Origin of the sequence: Allosphingosinicella deserti, from assembly GCF_003012735.1 — a bacterium.
GTDB classification, from domain to species: Bacteria; Pseudomonadota; Alphaproteobacteria; order Sphingomonadales; family Sphingomonadaceae; genus Allosphingosinicella; species Allosphingosinicella deserti.
The window spans coordinates 1-17,890 of record NZ_PXYI01000004.1 but is presented as its reverse complement, the minus strand read 5'-3'; the positions used below and the strand labels follow the sequence as shown (position 1 = coordinate 17,890).

Sequence of the window (17,890 nt, the reverse complement as noted above, 5' to 3'; positions counted from 1 at the left end):
ATGCGGGAGATCAACTTCGACGGCATCATCGGGCCGAGCCACAATTATGCCGGCCTCAGCCTCGGCAACGTTGCCTCCGCCAGCAACAAGGGGCTGGTCTCGCATCCCCGTGCCGCGGCGTTGCAAGGGCTCGAGAAGATGCGCCACAACCTCCGCCTCGGCCTTCCACAGGGCCTCCTGCTGCCGCACCGCCGTCCGGATCGTGCCTGGCTGGCGGAGCTCGGCACCGGCGTGGAGGCAGTGCCTGCCTCGCTCCGCCCGGCCGCCTTCTCAGCCTCGGCGATGTGGGCGGCCAATGCCGCGACCGTCTCGCCTGCCCCCGATTGCGCGGACGGCCGCTGCCACCTCACCGCTGCGAACCTGCGGACGATGGCGCATCGCAGCCACGAATGGCCGGAGACGCTGGCGCAGCTCCGGCTGGCCTTCGCCGACGACACGCGGTTCGCCGTCCATGCGCCGGTGCCCGCAACCTTTGGCGACGAAGGCGCTGCCAACCACATGCGCCTGTGCGCATCGCACGACGCCCCGGGTGTCGAGGTCTTCGTCTACGGGCAGCGCGGCGGGGTCTACCCGGTGCGCCAACATGAGGAAGCCAGTCGGGCGATCGCCCGCCTGCATCGCCTCGATCCCGATCGAACCCTGTTCGTCTGCCAGTCGGAGGCGGCGATCGCCGCCGGCGCCTTCCACAACGACGTGGTCGCCGTGGCCAACGAGAATGTCCTGTTCACCCACGAGCAGGCGTTCGAGAATGGCCCGGTCTTCTATGCCGAGCTGAAGCGGTTGGCGCCGGAGGTCGAGATCGTCGAGGTGCCGGCCAGCGCCGTGAGCCTTGAGGACGCGATCCGATCCTACCTGTTCAACGCGCAATTGGTGACCTTGCCCGTCGGCGGCATGGGCATGATCCTCCCGGACGAAGCGCGCGACACACCGTCGGTCTGGAGCTGGCTGCAGGCGCATGTCGCCGGCAACGGACCGATCCGGCAGATCTTCGTGGTCGATGTGCGCCAGTCGATGGCCAATGGCGGCGGGCCCGCCTGCCTGCGCCTGCGGGTCGTCGCTGAGCCCGAACGGGTGGATCCGCGCTTCCTGGTCGACGAAGCGAGGCTCGACCGGATCGGCGCCGTCATTGCGCAGGAGTGGCCGGAGGCGATCACGCCGGAGAACCTGCTCGATCCCGCTATGTGGGCACAGCTCGAACAGGCGCGGGCCGCGCTCTACGAGGAAGTAGGGGTGCGGGAGCTCGTCTGAGCCCCCGCAAGCGCCGTCATTCTGCGCTCCAGTAGATGTCGATCGGAACGTCCATCGCCGAGACGACGCGGCCGATCGGATAAGAGGAAAGCGGCCCTTCCTTCAGCGCCTGCTCCAGGACGCGCCGCTTCTCGGCACCGGAGATCACGATCATCACGGTACGCGCCGAGGCGAGCGCCGGCGCGGTCAACGTGACCCGCGGGACCGGTGCCGCGTCCGGCAGCGGATCGGGACGCACGCCGATCGCACGGCGGGTGCGGGGGCCGTTCACCGCCGCATCGAAATCGGGGCCCGGGAAGATGCTGGCGGTGTGGCCGTCGGCACCCATTCCGAGGCAGGCGAGATCGAGCGGCCATTGCAGCAGCGAAAGACGCGCATCGGCAAGCCGGCCCGCTTCCTGCGGATTTTCCAGTGCCGCTTCGTCAATCAGGCTGACGATGTCGGCCTTCCTCGCGCCGAAGAAGCCCTCGAGCTTGCCGTAGTTGCTGAGACCGTCATCGAGCTTCACCAGCCGATCGTCGGTCGGGATCAGCGTAACCTTGGTCCAGTCGATGTCCTTGCGCTTGAGCAGCTCGGCATAGATCAGATCCGGGGTCGAGCCGCCGGGCACGGCCAGGCGCGCGCCCTTGTGCGCCTCGAGCGCGCTTTCGATCACGAAGCCGATGTCACCGGCAACCTGCTCGGCCATGTCCTTGGCGGAGTCGAACTCCCACCATTCGATCTCGTCCATTGTTCCTCCGCTGGGATCGTGTCGAAGGAACCGCGCGTCGGGCGCGTCGGTTCCGGTTGGGAGTGCCGTTAGAGGAGTCACCGGTGCCTGCCAAATCGAAAGCGCAGCAAAAGGCCGCCGGAGCCGCACTTTCGGCCAAGCGCGGCGACACGCCCAAGAGCAAGCTCAAGGGCGCATCTAAGGGCATGGCCGGATCGATGAGCGAGGCTCAGCTGGAAGAACTCGCCTCCACCAAGCGCAAGGGCAAGCCCGAGCACGTCGGCTGAGGGCAGCCTGACAACCTATCACCGCTCGGCGAAGCTTACGATCTTGACCTTCTCGCCCGGCCGCACGGGCTGGTCCGGCGCGCGATCGTTGAGAAACAGGAACAAGGCGCGCTGGTTGGTGTCCGCCATGCGTCCGGCAAGCGAGGCGATCGTGTCTCCCGGACCGACCTCGGCCACCCTGATCCGCCGCGGCCGCAGGCGGCGGGCTTCCTCCGCCGAGAGCAGGTGGAAGGAGCGGAACAGCGGATCCAGCGCGTCCGCCGAGCCGCCCGCCGAGTTCGACACCATCGCGAAGTGATAGGCATTGCCGCCAGACGCCTGGTAGACGGCGATCGACAGCGGGATCTCGCCATTTTCGGTCGACACGGCGGCCGGCACGAACAGCGCGTCGACGCCGTTCACCCGCGCCGCCCGGCCATCGCCGACGCGCACGGGCGCATCGCCGAGCAGCTGGCGCAACAGGGCTTCGGCATAAGCCTGAAGCCCCCCTTCCGGAACCCGGCCGCCGCCGAACTCTCCGCGCAATCCGTCCGGCCCTTCGATCAGGATCGCCTGCGGGCTGTTGGTAAGCGTGAAGCCCGCCGGAGCCTCGAACCCGATCCGCATCACCGGATGGGCGAATCGCCGGCCAAGGACGAAACCCTGCTGCGGATCGTCGCCGTAGAGGAGGCCGTCGAGCGCCTGCAGATACCGGTCTTCATATTCCGGCAGGGCGTCGGGCTGCGCGCCAGTCGCCGCTGCGGCTTGCCGCGCGCGTTCCACGCGGCTGCCGGTAAGCGGGTGGGTCCGTGCCCATTCCGGAATGCTCTTCGCCTCGTCCCGGCCTTTGGTCGCGGCCAGAAACTGCTCCTGCCGCGAGAGCGCACCCAGCATGTCGGAGGCCGCGTAGGGATCGTAGCCGGCGGAGCGAAGGAAGCCGAGGCCGAGATCGTCCGCCTGATATTCCTGGGCCCGCGAATAGCGCAACGTGAAGAAGGTCGCGGCGTTGCCGGCGATGCGGGTCAGCCGCTCCGATCCGGTCAGCACCTGCACCGCAAGCACGCCGAGCCCGCGCCACAGCGACCTTTTCTGCTGGCGCTTGCTGTGCTGGCCGACGATGTGGCCGACCTCGTGCGCCAATACCGAGGCGAGTTCGCCCTCGCTGCCGACGATCGCCATCAGTCCGCGGGTCACGTAGATGTAGCAGCCGGGCACGGCGAATGCGTTGACCACGTCGGTGTTGACGAGAGTGAAGGTGCACTGTCCCTCAAGGCCCGCGGCCGCCGCGATCTTCCCGCCGAGCCGCGTCAAATAGACGCTCTCGTCACCCTGATAGGCGCCGCCGAATTCGGCAAGCAGTTGGGCATGCTGCTCGGCCGCGGCGGCGCGATCCTCCCCGGTCACGGCCGGCCCGGACGCATCCGGGCCTCCGCAGCCGGCAAGAAGGAGGGACGCAAGGGTGAACAGGCCGATTGTCGAACGCATTCAGCAGGGACGTTTCTCGGCCGATCCGGTTGCGTCGGGCACGGCCAAAATCAGGCGAAGATCGCCGCCAGCCCGTCCGAGGTCGCGCCTTCCTTGGCCGTTCGGAGCTCGACATAGAGGCTCGCGAGCATGGCCGCGGCAATGAGACTGGTCACGGTCGAGGATAGAGCGTTGACCAGTGCGAATGCAAAGGAAGCCTCGAACGGATTGGTCGGACCGAATGCGCCGAATACCCCTCCGATCACGCTGGCCACGATGACGTAAACGACCAGCAGCCCGAAGATCGCCCATCGTGAGCCCTTGGTCAGCTCGGCGCTTCGGCCGAGGCTGCCGAACACGCCGCGTTTCTCCTCGATCAACACGGGAACGGCAACGGCCCACGCTACATAGAGCATGATCCCCGGCACGATCAGAAGCATCATGCCGAGCGCCACCCCGAACGTCGTCACGATCGCAAGGCCGATCATCGGCAGCACCAGGCGAAGCGCGACGCCCAGGCTGCCACCGATGTCGGCGTCCCGTCCGCTCAGCACGAGAATGGAGGAGCGAACCATCGCCGCCTGAAGCAAATAGGTCCCGAACAATGTCACGAAAACCGACACCACCATCAGGACGATCGTCGTCGTGTTGAACGATTGAATCCCCGTCACGAAGAAATACTGCACAAGGAAGGTTGGAACGCCGGCGAGCACCAGCGCCGCGAGCAGATACATCGGTGCGTTCGCGCCGACGGCGCTGACCCCGCCCTGAATCACCCGGCCAATGTCGATTTTCTGCTGATGCGCCAGACTTGCCATCATTCCCCTCCGTGTTGCCCCGCAGCTTAGCCGTGGCACCCGCTTTGTCCAGATCGGCACAGCGCCGGCCGCCCTCTCGTCGCTTGCGCTTGCACGCGGCGGGCAGACCCGCTTACATCGCCCGCAGGGGGCGTGGTTTGGCGGATTCAGCGGAACAGGAATGGACGGCGGCCGGCGACCCTGCGCGCTTCGCAGAGGCGCATGCGAAGCTTCGCACCGACAGTTCGATCCAGTTCGATCTGCCGGAATTCGTGCCGCCCGAGCCTCCGGCCTGGCTGCGGTGGCTTGCCGAATTGCTCGAGAATGGCGGACCGGTCTTCAAGGCCATCTTCTGGATCGTTCTCGCAATCGTGGTGCTTTCCATTCTCTATTGGCTGTTTCGCTGGATCGAAGGCGGCGGCCTCGCTTTCCTGAAGCGTCGTCGCAACGCGGAGCCGGGGCCGGCGAGCGATGCCTGGCGCCCCGACGAAGCGCCGGCGCGCGCGCTGCTTGCCGAAGCGGATTCGCTCGCCGCATCCGGAAGGTTCGGTGAGGCTGCGCACCTGTTGCTGTTCAGAAGCATCGAGGAAATCGAGCGCAAGCGCCCCAAGATCGTGCGACCCGCGCTGACCAGCCGCGACATTGCCGGGGCACCCCAGATCCCCGCGGCCCCCCGCACCGCCTTTTCCCGCATCGTCATGGCAGTGGAGCGCAGTCTGTTCGGAGGACGCACCCTCGACGCACAGGATTGGACGCTCTGCCGTGCATCTTACGAGGAATTCGCATTCGCGCCGGAGTGGAAGAAGTGAAGAGCGCTTCAGCGGCCCTCCCAGTCTTCAATCCAAAAATGGTCGCGGCCCTGATTACCGCCGGGCTCGTCGCGTTCGCCCTGTTCATGGTGCTGACCGCCTATGCCGGCGATTTGCGCAACAGCCGGGACGGGCGCGCGCATGCGCTTTCGGCTTCTGCCGTCGGCTTCAAGGGAGTCGTCCAGCTGATCACACTCGGCGACGGCGAAGTCGAGCTGGCCCGTTCGATCGACATGCTCGACACCGAGGATCTCGTGGTGATCGCCGCCGAGCCTGATACGACCAACGAAGCGCTCGAGGCGGTGCTGGAAAAAAGGACGGCCAAGCCGACGCTGGTCGTGCTCCCCAAATGGCAGGTCGTACCCGATCTCCAGCATCCCGGGTGGGTGAAGGGCGCAGGCACCCTGCCGAGCTTCCTGGTCGAGCGGATGCTCGACGACGAGCCCGGGTTCAAGATCGCGCAAAAGCCTTCGTCCGGCGGCGCGCGGGGCGAGGGCTTCATGCCCGATTTCCGTGCCCCGCTACCCGCTATGGTGCAGACCATCGGCGGGGACGATCTCCAGCCGCTGGTGACCACCCGATCGGGCGCCATCCTGCTCGGCCGCGTCGGCGACGCCCCGCTTTACGTGCTCGCGGAGCCCGATCTGCTCAACAATCAGGCAATGCGCGATCCGGCACGCGCCAAAGCGGCCCTGACCCTGCTCGACGCGCTCAACGCAACCGAGGCGGAGGGGATCGTGTTCGATCTGACGCTCAACGGCTTCGCCCGCAAGCCGAGCGCGCTCAAGCTGGCGTTCGAGCAGCCATTCCTCCCGCTGACGCTCGCCCTCGTGGTCGCAGCACTGCTCGCCGGTCTTCACGGCGCCTTCCGCTTCGGGCCGGCGGCGCAGGACAAAAGAGCCGTCGCATTCGGCAAGAGCGCACTGGTCGAGAACAGCGCCACCCTGCTTCGGATCGCACGCCGCGAGCACAGCGCAGGCGCGGCCTATGCCGAGCTTATCCGCGAATCGGCGGCGCGTGACAGCGGAGCGCATCTCGCGCTTCGCGACGGCGAGCTCGATGCCTATCTCGACCGGCTCTCCCCGCACGACCAGCCCACATTCAGCACGCTCGCCGAGGAGGCGCGCAACTCCGAGGATCGATCGCGGCTCCTCGCCGCCGCGCGCGCCCTCTTTCGATGGAAGAAGGACTTGATCACGTGAAGCTAGAAGACGTCAGAAGCCTCGCCGGAACGATCCGCGGCGAGATCGCGAAGGCGATCGTCGGTCAGGAAGAGGCGGTCGAGCTGCTGCTCGTCGCCTTGTTCTCGTCCGGGCACGTTCTGCTCGAAGGCCCTCCGGGAACGGCCAAGACCTTCCTCGTCCAATGCTTCGCGCGGGTGCTGGGCCTCGATTACGGTCGAATCCAGTTTACGCCGGATCTGATGCCTGCCGACATCCTCGGCTCCAATCTGTTCAATTTCCAGACGAGCCAGTTCACGCTGACGCACGGTCCGATCTTCTGTGAGCTGTTGCTCGCCGACGAGATCAACCGCACGCCGCCGAAGACCCAGGCGGCCCTGCTGGAAGCGATGCAGGAACGTGCGGTGACGATCGACGGCGACACCCATCGACTGTCCGATCGCTTCATGGTCGTCGCCACCCAGAATCCGATCGAGCAGCAGGGCGTCTACCCGCTTCCCGAAGCCCAGCTCGATCGCTTTCTGTTCAAGCACCAGATGGATTATCCCTCGGCGGAACAGGAACGAAAGATCGTCGCCCAGCACGGCGCTCGCTTCGGGGCGCCGCGAGCCGAGGAATGGGGAATCGAGGCGAGGGTCTCCAACCAGGAGGTCGCAGCCGCCGTCGCCGCGGTGGCGGCAATTCCGATGGTCGACGAGGTCGCAAGCTACGTCGTGAACCTCGTCCGGGCGACACGCGAAGCTCCGGATCTCGAGACGGGCGCGTCGCCGCGCGCGGCTGCGATGCTCGCCGGTGCCGCGCGCGCGCGCGCCGCGCTCGACGGCCGAGATTACGTGATTCCCGATGACGTGAAGGCGCTCGCGCCATCGGTGCTCCGCCACCGCGTCGCCCTTTCCCCGGCGGCCGAGATCGAGGGGCGGCCGGTCGAGACGGTGATCGATCGCCTGCTCGAAGCGGTCGAGGCGCCGCGTTGATCTATCCGTCCGCGCGCGCGATCGTGGTTGCCGGCGCCTCGGCGCCGGTGGCCTTGCTGATCGGCGTGCTCGCTCCGGCTTACTGGGTCGCCGGTCTCGCGTTTCTCGGCTTCCTGATCGTCCTGCTGATCCTCGACGCGGCGCTCGGCGCTGCACCGAAGGACGTGGCGGTGACCGTCGGCGGCCCCCGCAGCGCCGCGGCAGGATCGGAGCTCGCGGTGGATATCCAAGTGACATTCGCCAAGGGGGCGCCGACCGACTGCGAAATCGCGATCGGCAGCCACTATCTCCTCGAAGCGCCGAACGGCCTGCGCAGCCACGCCGCCATCGCGAATGGACGGGGCACGACGATCATTCCCCTTGTTGCGATCCGGCGCGGCGTCGCCGGCTTCGAGCATGTCTGGGTGCGATGGCGCGGCCCGCTCGGCTTGGTGTGGAAGCAGCGCCAGCTGGCGGTCACCGACGAGATCGTGATCGTTCCCGACATTCGTGCGCTGCGGGAGCGCTCGGCCGATTACAGCCACCGCGACATGCTCCACGGTCTCACCGCACGAATGCAGATCGGCGAAGGCGCGGAGTTCGATTCGCTTGCCGATTTCCAGCAGGGCATGGACCGGCGGGCGATTGACTGGAAACAGTCGGCGCGGCATCGGAAATTGCTCGCCAAGGAGTACCGCACCGAGCGCAACAACAATGTCATCATCGCGCTCGACAGTGGACGGACGATGTGCGAGCCGCTCGTCGGCCTGCCGAAGATCGACCGCGCGGTATCCGCCGCCCTGCTCACCGCCTATGTCGCGTTGAAGGACGGTGACCGCGTCAGCCTGTTCGGGTTCGATTCCCACCCGCGGGTCTCGACCAAGCCCGTCTCCGGCGCACGATCGTTCGCCTTGCTGCAGCGGGTCGCCGGGGCGGTCGAATATTCCGACCGGGAGACCAATTACACGCTCGGGCTGGCGACTCTCGCCACCGGGCTGCAGCGACGCTCGCTGATCGTCATCTTCACCGATTTTGCGGACACGGTCAGCGCCGAACTGATGCTCGCGGCAGTCGGTACCCTGCTGAAGCGCCACCTCGTCCTGTTCATCCTGTTCCGCGACGAGGAGCTCGAAGGCTTCGCCGCCGCCGAACCGAACGCACCGGAGGACGTCACCAGGGCGGTCACCGCGGCGGCTCTGCTCCGGCAGCGGCGCCTGGTCGTCAATCGACTGAGGCGGCTTGGCGTCCACGTCATCGAGGCGGCGCACGATCGCGCGGGGCCGGCGCTGGTCAATGCCTATCTAGAGGTCAAGCAGAGGAACCTCCTGTGAACGCTCCAGCCCAGTTCCGCGGCCTTCGTGCCGAACGCGAGGAGGAATGGCGACGGCTCGATGCGCTCGTCTCCCTTTGCGAGAGGAAGTCGCCGCGCGCGCTGTCCGACGATGATCTGATGGCGCTGCCGGTCCTCTACCGCAGCGCCCTCTCCTCGCTGTCGGTAGCCCGAGAGACCTCGCTGGACCTGGAACTCGTCACCTATCTCGAGCATCTCTGTGCTCGTGCCTATTTCTTTCTCTACGGCGTCAGGACCTCGCCGGGTGCACGTCTGCGGCAATTCTTCGTGCATGACTGGCCGGCTGCGGTTCGCGGCCTCGGCCGGGAAACGCTGATCGCGCTGGCACTGATGCTGGTCGGCACGATCGCAGGCTATCTGCTCGTCTCCGCGCAACCCGAATATTTCAACGCCTTCGTCCCAGGCGACCTCGCCTCGGGGCGCGATTTCAGCGCCAGTCGGGAAAAGCTGCGCGAAAGCCTCTATTCCGGCGCCGACCAGGACGGTCTGGCCTTCTTCGCCACCTATTTGTTCACCCACAATGCCCAGGTTGCGATCTTCTGCTTCGCGCTCGGCTTCGCCTTCGGCGTTCCGACCACCTTGCTGCTCGTCTACACTGGCGCAATGCTCGGCGCCTTCCTAGCCCTGTACGGCGGGCACGGGCTAGGCCCGCAGCTCGGCGGCTGGCTGATCATCCACGGCTCGACCGAATTGTTCGCGATCGCCCTTGCCGGTGCCGCCGGCCTGAGGATCGGCTGGAGCGTGGTCTTCCCGGGCGCTGCATCGCGGCTCGCCGCCGCGAGCATGGTGGGCCGCGGCGCCGCGACGGCCATGGTCGGGGTCGTGTTCATGCTGATCGCCGCTGGCCTGCTCGAAGGCTTCGCCCGCCAGCTGATCCGTGAAGACGCCGTTCGCTACGCGATCGGCCTCACCATGTTGCTGCTCTGGCTGGTCTATTTCTACGCACCGCGCAGGCCGCGCAATGGCTAGACGGGCAAAGAAGGCGGCGCTCGCACCGCGCGACGAAGCGGCGATGCGCCGGCGCCTGGTCACTCCGGAGGGCGTCGACCTCGGCCTCACCCTCGCCACCGCCGGCCAGCGCATGACGGCCTTCATGCTCGATGCGATGCTGATGATCGCCGTGCTCGTCGTCTTCACTTTGGTCGCCCTGCTCGGCCTTTGGGCGACGGAAGGTCACGGGCTGGAGGTGCTCGCGATCACCTGGCTGCTCGGCTTCTTCCTGCTGCGAAACTTCTACTTCATTCTGATGGAGATGGGTCCGCGCGCGGCGACATTCGGCAAGCGGATCGCGGGCCTCCGGGTCGTCGCCCGCGACGGCGGCCGGCTCACCGCCGATGCGGTCATCGCCCGCAATCTGATGCGCGAGATCGAAGTTTATCTGCCGCTCTCTTTCCTCGGCTTCGAGGCGGCCGGAGACGGAGTCGACACGGCGACGACCCTGCTCGGCCTCGGCTGGGCCTGCCTCTTCCTGTTCTTCCCCCTGTTCAATCGCGATCGACTTCGCATCGGAGATCTGCTCGCGGGCACCTGGGTGATCAATGCGCCCAAGCGCAGCCTGACCTTCGATCTGATGCGGGGCGAGGCCACTGGCGCAACCTATCAGTTTACCGAAGAACAGCTCGACGCTTATGGCATCTACGAGTTGCAGACGCTCGAGCAGGTGCTGCGCGCGGGGAATGACGACAGCATGGCCGCGGTGGCGAGCACGATCCGGGACAAGTTCGGGATCGGCGAGGTCGACAGCAACGAGGGGTTCCTCACCGCTTATTACGAAGCCCTACGCAAGCGCCTCGAGCGCAAATTGCTGTTCGGCCGCCGACGCGCGGACAAGCACGACCGGTAGGAAGGAGACGCAACGCGGCTGAGGATCAGCGTTGCCGATCGCGAAACGTCAGCACCCATGCGCGTTGCTCCTCGGTGTCCGGTATAGGAAGTCCACGGGCCTTTTCGATGGCATGAAGGGCGGCATCAGCGGCCAGGCCGCGCCAGATCAGGACCAGCGCAGCTACGATCGAGGCGCGACCGATGCCGGCCCGGCAATGGATTGCGATCGTCTTGCCCGTTTCGGCGATCTCCGCTGCAAAGCGCCAGGCCGCGCCGACATCGTCCGGAACACCGCGATCCGGGATGGGAAAGGAGCGGTATTCGATGCCGCTTCGTCGGCACAATGCCGCTTCCATGCCAAGCTGCAGATCGTCGACTTCGTCGGGCTCGAGCAGGCTGACGACCATCCCGACACCCGACCGCGCCCAATGTGCCACTTCGTCCTCCAGCCAATCCCCGGCACGCGGCCGCGCCATTGTGGCAAGACGGGGCACGCCGGGCGCCTCGATCCAGTAAAGTTCGGACAGCATCTCGCTTGCTCCCGTCATTGGGCTGGAATCCGAGATGTCGGCGTTTCGGTCGCGGGTGCGTTTCGGCGCGATCGCGCGGACGATCGGTTGGAATCCGATGGTCTGTTCTAGCGGAGATCCGCGCCGCAGCACCACTGGCGGTGCGCGCAAGGCGCTGATCTTGTTCGCGAAAGCGAAATGGCGCGCCCGGAAGGATTCGAACCTCCGGCCCCCAGATTCGTAGTCTGGTGCTCTATCCAGCTGAGCTACGGGCGCCCGGTGGAGGGGCTCTTACGGGCAACATCCGAACGTGGCAAGCCCGTTCTGAGGAAAAACGTAACGGCCTCGGCAAGCGTGCCGGGACGGGTGCGGAGGCGCTTCCACGCCGTGCCGCGACACTCTAGGAAGACGTCATGAAGATCGTCGCCCTGCTCGCCGGCTCCGCCGCCTGTCTTGCTCTGGCAGCCGGGTGTGCGGCGCCGGGGCCCTACCCTTCGCTGGCGCCGCGTCCCGCCGAGGCCCTCTACGCCTCCGGCGATCCGGAGCGGGTGCCGGAGCCTGCCCCGGACCGCCCCGGGATCGCTTCGCGTCTCGCCGCATTGATCGCCGCTGCTCGTGCCGGAGACGCGGCGTTCGCCGAGGCTGTGGCGGCGGCTCGGCCGATCGTGGCGCGTGCTGGCGGTGCCGGCAGCGACAGCTGGGTGGCGGCGCAGCAGGCGGTCTCGCGGGCGCAGACCCGACGGAGCGCGACTCTGCAGGCGCTCGCCGATCTCGACGCCTTCGCGATCGCCCAGGCAGCCGAAGGCCCGCTCAGCGCCGCGGACAGCGCGCAATTGCAGACGGCAACTTCATCGCTTCAAGCGCTGGCCGAACAGCAGCAGCGCCAACTCGGCGAATTCGAGCAGCGGCTCAGCGCCCGCTGATCGCCTCCGCATGCGCCCTGGCGAGTGCGACATAATGGGCGATGCCCTGCGCCTGGCCGTCGAGCTCCGCGCCGCTGAGATCGCGCACATATTTCGCCGGTCGCCCCGCCCACAGCTGGCCTGACGGAATCACCTTCCCGGGCGTCAGCATCGCCCCGGCGGCGAGCATCGCGCCGCTCTCGATTTCGCAGCCGTCCATCACGATTGCGCCGAGTCCGACGAATGCGCGGTCGTGAAGGATGCAGCCATGGACCATAGCCATGTGACCGATCAGCACATCGGCGCCGATGATCGTCGGGTGGCCGGCCGCGGCGCCGGGCTTGGGTGAATCCACGTGAATGACGCTGCCGTCCTGGATATTGGTCCGGGCGCCGATCCGAATGCGGTTGACGTCGCCGCGCAGGACGCAATTGTACCAGATACTCGCCTCGGGGCCGATCTCGACATCGCCGATCAACCGCGCGCCGGGCGCGACGAAGGCGCTTGGCTCGACTCGCGGCGCGTGGCCGCCGAACCGGATCAGCTGCGCCATTCTTCGCGGCGGATCAGATAGACGATGACGATCCCCTCGGCCCAATCCGGCCCCTGATAATCGAGATCCGGGCGACGCGTCATGCCGAGCCGCTTCATCAGGCCCCAGCTCGGGCTGTTGCCCTCGACGGTGAGAGCGACGACCTGGGCTGCCCCGAGCGTCGTGAACGCGAAATCGAGCGAAGCGGCGGCGGCCTCCCTGGCATAGCCCTGCCCCCAGGCATCCTCGCGCAATCGCCAGCCGATCTCGAGCTCGCCCTCTACCGGGCTGCCCGGATCATCGGCGATCTTGAGACCGCAAAAGCCGAGCAATTCCGTGTCGGCCTTGCGCTCCACGGCCCAAAAGGTGTGGCCGAGCGTTTCCTGCCAGGGGATGAAGCGGTCGAGAATACGGTCGCGGAGGAAGTCGGGGCTCCTGACTCCACCCAGCCATTGCATCACCCCCGGCGTGTTGGTGTGCCGGATGAACGGCTCGCAATCTGCCGGAGTCCAATTGCGCAGCCAGAGTCGCTCGGTCTCGATCATCGCAGATCCTTCATCGCGTCCGGAACCCAATTCCGCCAGTCCTCGAGCAACGGAAGGATGCTGGCATGATCGTCGGTCCAGCCCTTGAAGTCCTTGCGGCCCTTGAGCGGGCGCCAGAGATAGGCATCCTCGCCGCTCGAGATCTGAAGCGCGAGCAGCGTATCCGGATCCGGGGCCATCGCGATCCACACCGATGCCGTCATGTTGCGGGCCTCTTCAGGCTCGGTGGGAACGTAGCTGAAGAGCCGCGCATGCCATCCGTCCCGCTTCGCGGCGGCGGCGAGCACCGGCTCTAGATCGAGATATCGGTTCGACACGTGCACCATCAGAATGCCGGTCGGCGACAATGCGCGGCGATAGACTTGCAGCGCCTCGCGGGTGAGCAGGTGCATCGGCACGGCATCGGACGAGAAAGCGTCGATCGCGAGCAGGTCGAGCGAGCCTGGCGCGGCCCGCGACAGGCTGAGCCGCGCATCGCCGAGCACGATCTTGGCTTGCGGCGCGCAGCGCGTCAGGAAGGTGAAGCGCGCGGGATCGCGGGCGATGGTGACGATGGCGGGATCGATTTCGAAGAAGCGCCAATCCTGCCCCGGCAGCGCATAACAGGAGAGCGTACCGGTGCCGAGGCCGACCACGCCGACGCGCGGGGCCGACCCGTGAAAGACTTCCAGCGAGGCCATTGCATGGCCTATCCCGGAGCGACGAGCATAATAGGTCGTCGGCTCGATCTCGCCGGAAGGGCCCAGATTCTGCACCCCGTGCAGGGTGGTGCCGTGGGTGAGCAGGCGCGCCGGCGGATCGGAGCGCGTGCTGATCGAGTAGACGCCGAAGTAGGAGCGGCTGCGATCGGCATGCCGGCTTTCATCGAGCGTGCGCCAGCCGCCATAGCTCAGCATCAGAGCCGCAATGCACAGGCCGAAGAGCCATCGTCGGCCGAGGAACAGCAAGGCGAGCAGCGAGATCAGGATGCTGCAAGCGAGCGCCCAATGGGTGTCGATCCAGAGGAACGGCTTCATGTCGGCGCAGTAAGAGAGCAGGAACGCGAACAGGATGATCGTCGCGGCAAGCCACTTCGGCATGCGCGCGCCCCATGGGATCAGCGGCGATTGCGGCACCAGCACCGCGCCGGCGAGGATCAGCAGCGGATGCTCGTAGGTCCAATCGAACACCGTCGGTGCGATCAGCGCGCAGAAGATGCCGCCGATCATCCCGCCCACCGCCATGGCAAGATAGAAGGTGGTGAGATGCCCGGCCGCAGGCCGCGAGCGGTACATTGCGGTGTGGAGCGCAACCGCCACCGTGAACAGCAGGAACAGGCCGAGCGTCGCCATGAAGAAGGGCCCCCGCGCGCCGCCGCTGAAGGCGAGGCCGCCGCCGATCAGCATCACGAAGGGCGCGATCAGGGTGAGAGCGTTGGCCAATCCACGTCGCTCCGCGAACGCGACCACGAAGCTCAACAGATAGAGGCCTAGCGGCACCACCCAGAGCAACGGCATCGCGACGATGTCGGTGGTGAGGTGGGTGGTCGTCGACAGCATCAGCCCGGACGGGACCGCCGCCAGCGCAACCCAGCACAGCAACTGACGGCGCGACGGCGGCGCTCCATCCTGTTCGAGCGGCGCCTCCTCGACCGCACCGGGCGGGACGGTGAGCGCGCACAGCCCGACGAGCAGCACCAAAAGCGCATAGCCGCCGGTCCAGAGCAGGCTCTGCTGCTGGAGCGTCATCAACGGCTCGACGACCAATGGATAGGACAGCAGGCCCGCGAAGCTGCCGAGATTCGAGGCGGCGTAGAGCGGATAGGGGTCGCCGCGGCCGAAATCGAGCGCGTACCAGCGCTGCATCAGCGGCGCCTGCGCCGACACGATGAAGAAGACGGGGCCGATCGAGCTCAGCAGGAACCACAAGGCCCACCAGGCCGGCGACGCATCGGGCGGCAGCACGCCCCGTCCGATCCCCAGCGGAAGCCACAGGGCCGCCACGGCGAACAGCGCCAGATGCACGCCCGCCTGCCGCCGCGGCGCCAGCCGCGAAAGGAAATGCGCATAAGCATATCCGCCGAGCAGCAGCGCCTGATAGACCAGCATCGCGCTGTTCCACACCGCCGGCGCGCCGCCGAGGCGTGGGAGGGCCATCCGCGCAACCATCGGCTGGGTGAGGAAAAGGAGGAACGATCCGGTCAGGATCGTCAGCAGGAACAGCGGCCGGGCGAAGCGGCCGAGCGGCACATCCGGGACGGCGGCGGCGGACGTCACGGTCTGGGGCAGGCTTGAAGGAAGACGGACGCCTGCACCACCACTCGATATCTCCCCACGGTCATTTCCGACAATCGCCTTACCCCCCCTGCATCGCGGAAGGGAAGCGGCCTCAGCCGCCGAGCAGTCTCGCGGCAAGCATTGCATGGTAGGTGAGGACGCCGGAGCAACCCGCCCGCTTGAACGCGGTCAGGCTCTCGATCACCATCGCGTCCCGCTCGGCACAACCGGCCGCCACCGCGGCCTCGATCATCGCATACTCACCCGAAACCTGGTAGGCGAAGACCGGCACTTCGAACCGCTCCTTCACCCGGCGGATGATGTCGAGATAGGGCATGCCGGGCTTCACCATCACGGTATCGGCGCCTTCGGCAAGGTCGAGCGCGACCTCGCGCAGCGCTTCCTCGGCATTGGCATAATCCATCTGATAGGTCTTCTTGTCACCCTTCAGCAGCCCGCGCGAGCCGACTGCGTCGCGGAACGGACCGTAAAAGGCGCTCGCATATTTGGCGGCATAGGCCATGATCTGGACGTTGTGCCGCCCGTCTCGCTCCAACGCAGCACGGATTGCGGCAACGCGGCCGTCCATCATGTCGGACGGCGCGACGATGTCCGCGCCGGCCGCCGCCTGCACCAGCGCCTGCTCGACCAGAACGTCGCTGGTACGGTCGTTCAACACATAGCCGGCCTCGTCGACGATGCCGTCATGACCGTGGGCGGTGTAGGGATCGAGCGCGACGTCGGTGAGAACTCCCACCTCGGGCGCTGCGTCTTTGGCGGCCCGGACGGCGCGGCAGATCAGATTGTCCGGATTGAGCGCCTCGCGGGCGTCCTCGGTCCGCAGGCCCCGCGGTGTGTTCGGAAACAGGGCGATACAGGGAATGCCGAGATCGCGCGCCTCGACCGCCCGCTTGGCGATCAGGTCGACGGACCAGCGCGACACGCCGGGAAGCGTGGAGATCGGATCTTCCACCCCCTGCCCTTCGGCGATGAACAGCGGCCAGATCAGGTCGGACGCGGTCAGGACATGTTCGGCGACCATCGCGCGGCTCCAGGCATGGGCCCGGGTACGGCGCATCCGCAAAGCGGGGAAAGAGGACTGAGTCATCGCCGCCGCTGTAGGGCCTGATCCTTTGGGGTGGAAGCGCTTCGCGCGATCGCCGCGCCGGCCGTTGAACATTCCGGATGCGTGGCGAGTTTAACGCATCGTGCTGATGACCCCCCGCCCCGTGCCGCGCGACGCCGTCCTCATCGTCAACGCCCATTCGCGGCGGGGACAAGAGCTGTTCAACGACGCCAAGAGACTGCTCGAGGAAGCCGGCGTCCGGCTGATTGCGAGCCATGCGGTAAAGGATCCCCGCAAGCTCAACCGCACCGTCGACAAGGCCGTTGAGGACGGCGCGCCGATGGTGATCGTCGGCGGCGGCGACGGATCTCTTTCCTGCACGATCGATTTCGTCGTCGGACGGGACTGCGTGTTTGCTTTGTTGCCGCTCGGCACGGCCAACAGCTTTGCCCGAACGCTTGGCATTCCACTCGATCTCGAAGGCGCGGTCGATACGATCGCCAACGGTCAGCGGCGGAGGATCGATCTCGGCAAGATCGACGGCGATTATTTCGCCAATTGTGCCGCAATGGGTCTGTCGCCGATGATCGGCGAAGGAATCCCGCACCGCCTCAAACGATATCTCGGCCGGGTCGGCTATCTGATGTGGGCGAGCTGGTGCCTGATCCGCTTTCGGCCGTTTCGTCTCACGATCGAGAGCGAGAGCGGCAAGGAAACCGTGTGGGCGACGGAGGTCCGGATCGCCAACGGCCGCTTCCACGGCGGCGTCGAACTGGTCGAGAAAGCCGACGTGGATACCGGGGAGCTCGTCGTCCAGGCAGTCATCGGGCGCAGCAAGACGAAATTGATGTGGAACTGGCTGTCGAGCATGATGAAGCTCAAGGCGCGCGAAGCCACGGTCGAGCATTTCCACGGCCGCACGATGAGGATCGAGACTCGGCCACGGCAGAAGATCTCGATCGACGGCGAAGTGCTCGCCAGAACCCCAGTCACCGCCAGCATCGCCCAGTGCGCGGTCGAAGTCGTGGTCCCCGCCGATCCGGTGGATCCTACGCCGCCGGATTGAGCGCGCCGCCCGGCTCCCGGGTCGCTTCAGCCTGCTCGCGGCATTCGAGCTCGTCGATCGGCGACGGCGCGATCCCGCTGCGCCGCCAGCCGCCGTGGAGATAAAGCGCGGTCGCCATCAGCATCGTCGTGACCATGCCGACGGGAAAGCTCAGCCATAGCGCGTCGGCGCCGAGCCATTGGTAGCCGCCGAGCGCTATACCCAGCCGCACCGGATACATCGAGATGAACAGGATGATCAGCGGCCAGACCACCTGGCCGTTGGCACGTACCGTGCCGAACAGCACTAGAGCATGATCATCTTAGACTGAAGCATATCCGCTGTTTGCGAGGTAGTTTGCGCATTCGACGGGGTCGAAGCAGTCGAGGAGGGTTCCGATGCGCTTCCAGCAGGCTTCGACGGTGCGCTCCTCG

19 protein-coding genes, 1 tRNA gene and 1 pseudogene are annotated in these 17,890 nt (G+C 66.7%); 10 read left to right on the top strand and 11 right to left on the bottom strand.

Annotated features, from left to right (window positions below):
- Positions 1–1,248: an N-succinylarginine dihydrolase gene (locus C7I55_RS12130; protein ID WP_106513261.1), complete on the top strand. Its 1,248-nt coding sequence runs from the start codon at positions 1–3 to the stop codon at positions 1,246–1,248.
- 16 nt (positions 1,249–1,264) lie between these two features.
- Here C7I55_RS12130 and pgl read toward each other — a convergent pair whose 3' ends face one another.
- Positions 1,265–1,978: a 6-phosphogluconolactonase gene (gene pgl, locus C7I55_RS12125; protein ID WP_106513260.1), complete on the bottom strand. Its 714-nt coding sequence runs from the start codon at positions 1,976–1,978 to the stop codon at positions 1,265–1,267.
- Between the two features lie 83 nt (positions 1,979–2,061).
- On the opposite strand from pgl, the gene C7I55_RS12120 reads away from it, so the two are divergent.
- Entirely contained in the window at positions 2,062–2,244 is a 183-nt protein-coding gene (locus C7I55_RS12120) for a DUF3008 family protein (RefSeq protein WP_106513259.1), read from the top strand.
- Positions 2,245–2,262: 18 nt separating this feature from the next.
- Here the strand turns inward: C7I55_RS12120 and C7I55_RS12115 are convergent, their stop codons facing one another.
- A complete protein-coding gene (locus C7I55_RS12115) occupies positions 2,263–3,708 on the bottom strand; it encodes a M48 family metalloprotease (protein ID WP_106513258.1) in 1,446 nt (481 codons plus the stop codon).
- 50 nt (positions 3,709–3,758) lie between these two features.
- Positions 3,759–4,505, bottom strand: a complete 747-nt coding sequence (locus C7I55_RS12110) for a hypothetical protein (RefSeq protein ID WP_146151009.1) — start codon at positions 4,503–4,505, stop codon at positions 3,759–3,761.
- A gap of 137 nt (positions 4,506–4,642) precedes the next feature.
- Here C7I55_RS12110 and C7I55_RS12105 point away from each other — a divergent pair, with 137 nt between their 5' ends.
- The 6 genes from C7I55_RS12105 to C7I55_RS12080 are packed head-to-tail and all read left to right on the top strand — an operon-like array spanning position 4,643 to position 10,621.
- Positions 4,643–5,293: a hypothetical protein gene (locus C7I55_RS12105; RefSeq protein WP_106513256.1), complete on the top strand. Its 651-nt coding sequence runs from the start codon at positions 4,643–4,645 to the stop codon at positions 5,291–5,293.
- Positions 5,290–6,495, top strand: a complete 1,206-nt coding sequence (locus C7I55_RS12100) for a DUF4350 domain-containing protein (RefSeq protein WP_158266401.1) — start codon at positions 5,290–5,292, stop codon at positions 6,493–6,495. The genes C7I55_RS12105 and C7I55_RS12100 overlap by 4 nt, the downstream gene beginning before the upstream one ends.
- Positions 6,492–7,448, top strand: a complete 957-nt coding sequence (locus C7I55_RS12095) for an AAA family ATPase (protein WP_106513254.1) — start codon at positions 6,492–6,494, stop codon at positions 7,446–7,448. The genes C7I55_RS12100 and C7I55_RS12095 overlap by 4 nt, the downstream gene beginning before the upstream one ends.
- A complete protein-coding gene (locus C7I55_RS12090; protein WP_106513253.1) occupies positions 7,445–8,758 on the top strand; it encodes a DUF58 domain-containing protein in 1,314 nt (437 codons plus the stop codon). The genes C7I55_RS12095 and C7I55_RS12090 overlap by 4 nt, the downstream gene beginning before the upstream one ends.
- On the top strand, positions 8,755–9,747 hold the full coding sequence (locus tag C7I55_RS12085; RefSeq protein WP_106513252.1) for a stage II sporulation protein M: 993 nt from the start codon (positions 8,755–8,757) through the stop codon (positions 9,745–9,747). Before C7I55_RS12090 ends, C7I55_RS12085 begins: the two co-directional genes overlap by 4 nt.
- A complete protein-coding gene (locus tag C7I55_RS12080) occupies positions 9,740–10,621 on the top strand; it encodes an RDD family protein (protein WP_233222186.1) in 882 nt (293 codons plus the stop codon). The genes C7I55_RS12085 and C7I55_RS12080 overlap by 8 nt, the downstream gene beginning before the upstream one ends.
- A gap of 25 nt (positions 10,622–10,646) precedes the next feature.
- Here the strand turns inward: C7I55_RS12080 and C7I55_RS12075 are convergent, their stop codons facing one another.
- Entirely contained in the window at positions 10,647–11,078 is a 432-nt protein-coding gene (locus tag C7I55_RS12075; RefSeq protein WP_408640609.1) for a protein-tyrosine phosphatase family protein, read from the bottom strand.
- Between the two features lie 232 nt (positions 11,079–11,310).
- Positions 11,311–11,387, bottom strand: a tRNA-Arg gene (locus tag C7I55_RS12070).
- 137 nt (positions 11,388–11,524) lie between these two features.
- On the opposite strand from C7I55_RS12070, the gene C7I55_RS12065 reads away from it, so the two are divergent.
- Positions 11,525–12,034, top strand: a complete 510-nt coding sequence (locus C7I55_RS12065) for a hypothetical protein (RefSeq protein WP_106513249.1) — start codon at positions 11,525–11,527, stop codon at positions 12,032–12,034.
- Here C7I55_RS12065 and C7I55_RS12060 read toward each other — a convergent pair.
- The 4 genes from C7I55_RS12060 to hemB all read right to left on the bottom strand — a co-directional run bounded on the left by C7I55_RS12060 (position 12,021) and on the right by hemB (position 16,453).
- The gene (locus C7I55_RS12060; RefSeq protein ID WP_106513248.1) at positions 12,021–12,566 is read right to left on the bottom strand and encodes a gamma carbonic anhydrase family protein; all 546 of its coding nucleotides are present in this window, start codon (positions 12,564–12,566) and stop codon (positions 12,021–12,023) included. The genes C7I55_RS12065 and C7I55_RS12060 overlap by 14 nt on opposite strands.
- On the bottom strand, positions 12,554–13,090 hold the full coding sequence (locus C7I55_RS12055) for a GNAT family N-acetyltransferase (protein WP_106513247.1): 537 nt from the start codon (positions 13,088–13,090) through the stop codon (positions 12,554–12,556). The genes C7I55_RS12060 and C7I55_RS12055 overlap by 13 nt, the downstream gene beginning before the upstream one ends.
- The gene (locus C7I55_RS12050; protein WP_233222185.1) at positions 13,087–15,345 is read right to left on the bottom strand and encodes a fused MFS/spermidine synthase; all 2,259 of its coding nucleotides are present in this window, start codon (positions 15,343–15,345) and stop codon (positions 13,087–13,089) included. Before C7I55_RS12050 ends, C7I55_RS12055 begins: the two co-directional genes overlap by 4 nt.
- 112 nt (positions 15,346–15,457) lie before the next feature.
- The gene (hemB, locus tag C7I55_RS12045; protein ID WP_106513246.1) at positions 15,458–16,453 is read right to left on the bottom strand and encodes a porphobilinogen synthase; all 996 of its coding nucleotides are present in this window, start codon (positions 16,451–16,453) and stop codon (positions 15,458–15,460) included.
- Positions 16,454–16,559: 106 nt separating this feature from the next.
- On the opposite strand from hemB, the gene C7I55_RS12040 reads away from it, so the two are divergent.
- Positions 16,560–17,477: a diacylglycerol/lipid kinase family protein gene (locus C7I55_RS12040; RefSeq protein ID WP_106513245.1), complete on the top strand. Its 918-nt coding sequence runs from the start codon at positions 16,560–16,562 to the stop codon at positions 17,475–17,477.
- On the opposite strand, the gene C7I55_RS12035 is transcribed toward C7I55_RS12040, so the two are convergent.
- Together C7I55_RS12035 and C7I55_RS28495 are read right to left on the bottom strand one after the other, a co-directional pair.
- Positions 17,461–17,763: a hypothetical protein gene (locus C7I55_RS12035; protein ID WP_199192811.1), complete on the bottom strand. Its 303-nt coding sequence runs from the start codon at positions 17,761–17,763 to the stop codon at positions 17,461–17,463. The two genes, C7I55_RS12040 and C7I55_RS12035, sit on opposite strands and share 17 nt — an antisense overlap.
- 15 nt (positions 17,764–17,778) lie before the next feature.
- Positions 17,779–17,890 (bottom strand): annotated as a pseudogene (locus C7I55_RS28495) (IS630 family transposase); the annotation flags it as partial.

Excerpts from the sequence above, each read along its gene's own strand:
- C7I55_RS12130 (WP_106513261.1), top strand. The coding sequence starts at position 1 with ATGCGGGAGATCAACTTCGACGGCATCATCGGGCCGAGCCACAATTAT.
- pgl (WP_106513260.1), bottom strand. The coding sequence starts at position 1,978 with ATGGACGAGATCGAATGGTGGGAGTTCGACTCCGCCAAGGACATGGCC.
- C7I55_RS12115 (WP_106513258.1), bottom strand. The coding sequence starts at position 3,708 with ATGCGTTCGACAATCGGCCTGTTCACCCTTGCGTCCCTCCTTCTTGCC.
- C7I55_RS12110 (WP_146151009.1), bottom strand. The coding sequence starts at position 4,505 with ATGGCAAGTCTGGCGCATCAGCAGAAAATCGACATTGGCCGGGTGATT.
- C7I55_RS12080 (WP_233222186.1), top strand. The coding sequence starts at position 9,740 with ATGGCTAGACGGGCAAAGAAGGCGGCGCTCGCACCGCGCGACGAAGCG.
- C7I55_RS12075 (WP_408640609.1), bottom strand. The coding sequence starts at position 11,078 with ATGGCGCGGCCGCGTGCCGGGGATTGGCTGGAGGACGAAGTGGCACAT.
- C7I55_RS12065 (WP_106513249.1), top strand. The coding sequence starts at position 11,525 with ATGAAGATCGTCGCCCTGCTCGCCGGCTCCGCCGCCTGTCTTGCTCTG.
- C7I55_RS12060 (WP_106513248.1), bottom strand. The coding sequence starts at position 12,566 with ATGGCGCAGCTGATCCGGTTCGGCGGCCACGCGCCGCGAGTCGAGCCA.
- C7I55_RS12055 (WP_106513247.1), bottom strand. The coding sequence starts at position 13,090 with ATGATCGAGACCGAGCGACTCTGGCTGCGCAATTGGACTCCGGCAGAT.
- hemB (WP_106513246.1), bottom strand. The coding sequence starts at position 16,453 with ATGACTCAGTCCTCTTTCCCCGCTTTGCGGATGCGCCGTACCCGGGCC.
- C7I55_RS12040 (WP_106513245.1), top strand. The coding sequence starts at position 16,560 with ATGACCCCCCGCCCCGTGCCGCGCGACGCCGTCCTCATCGTCAACGCC.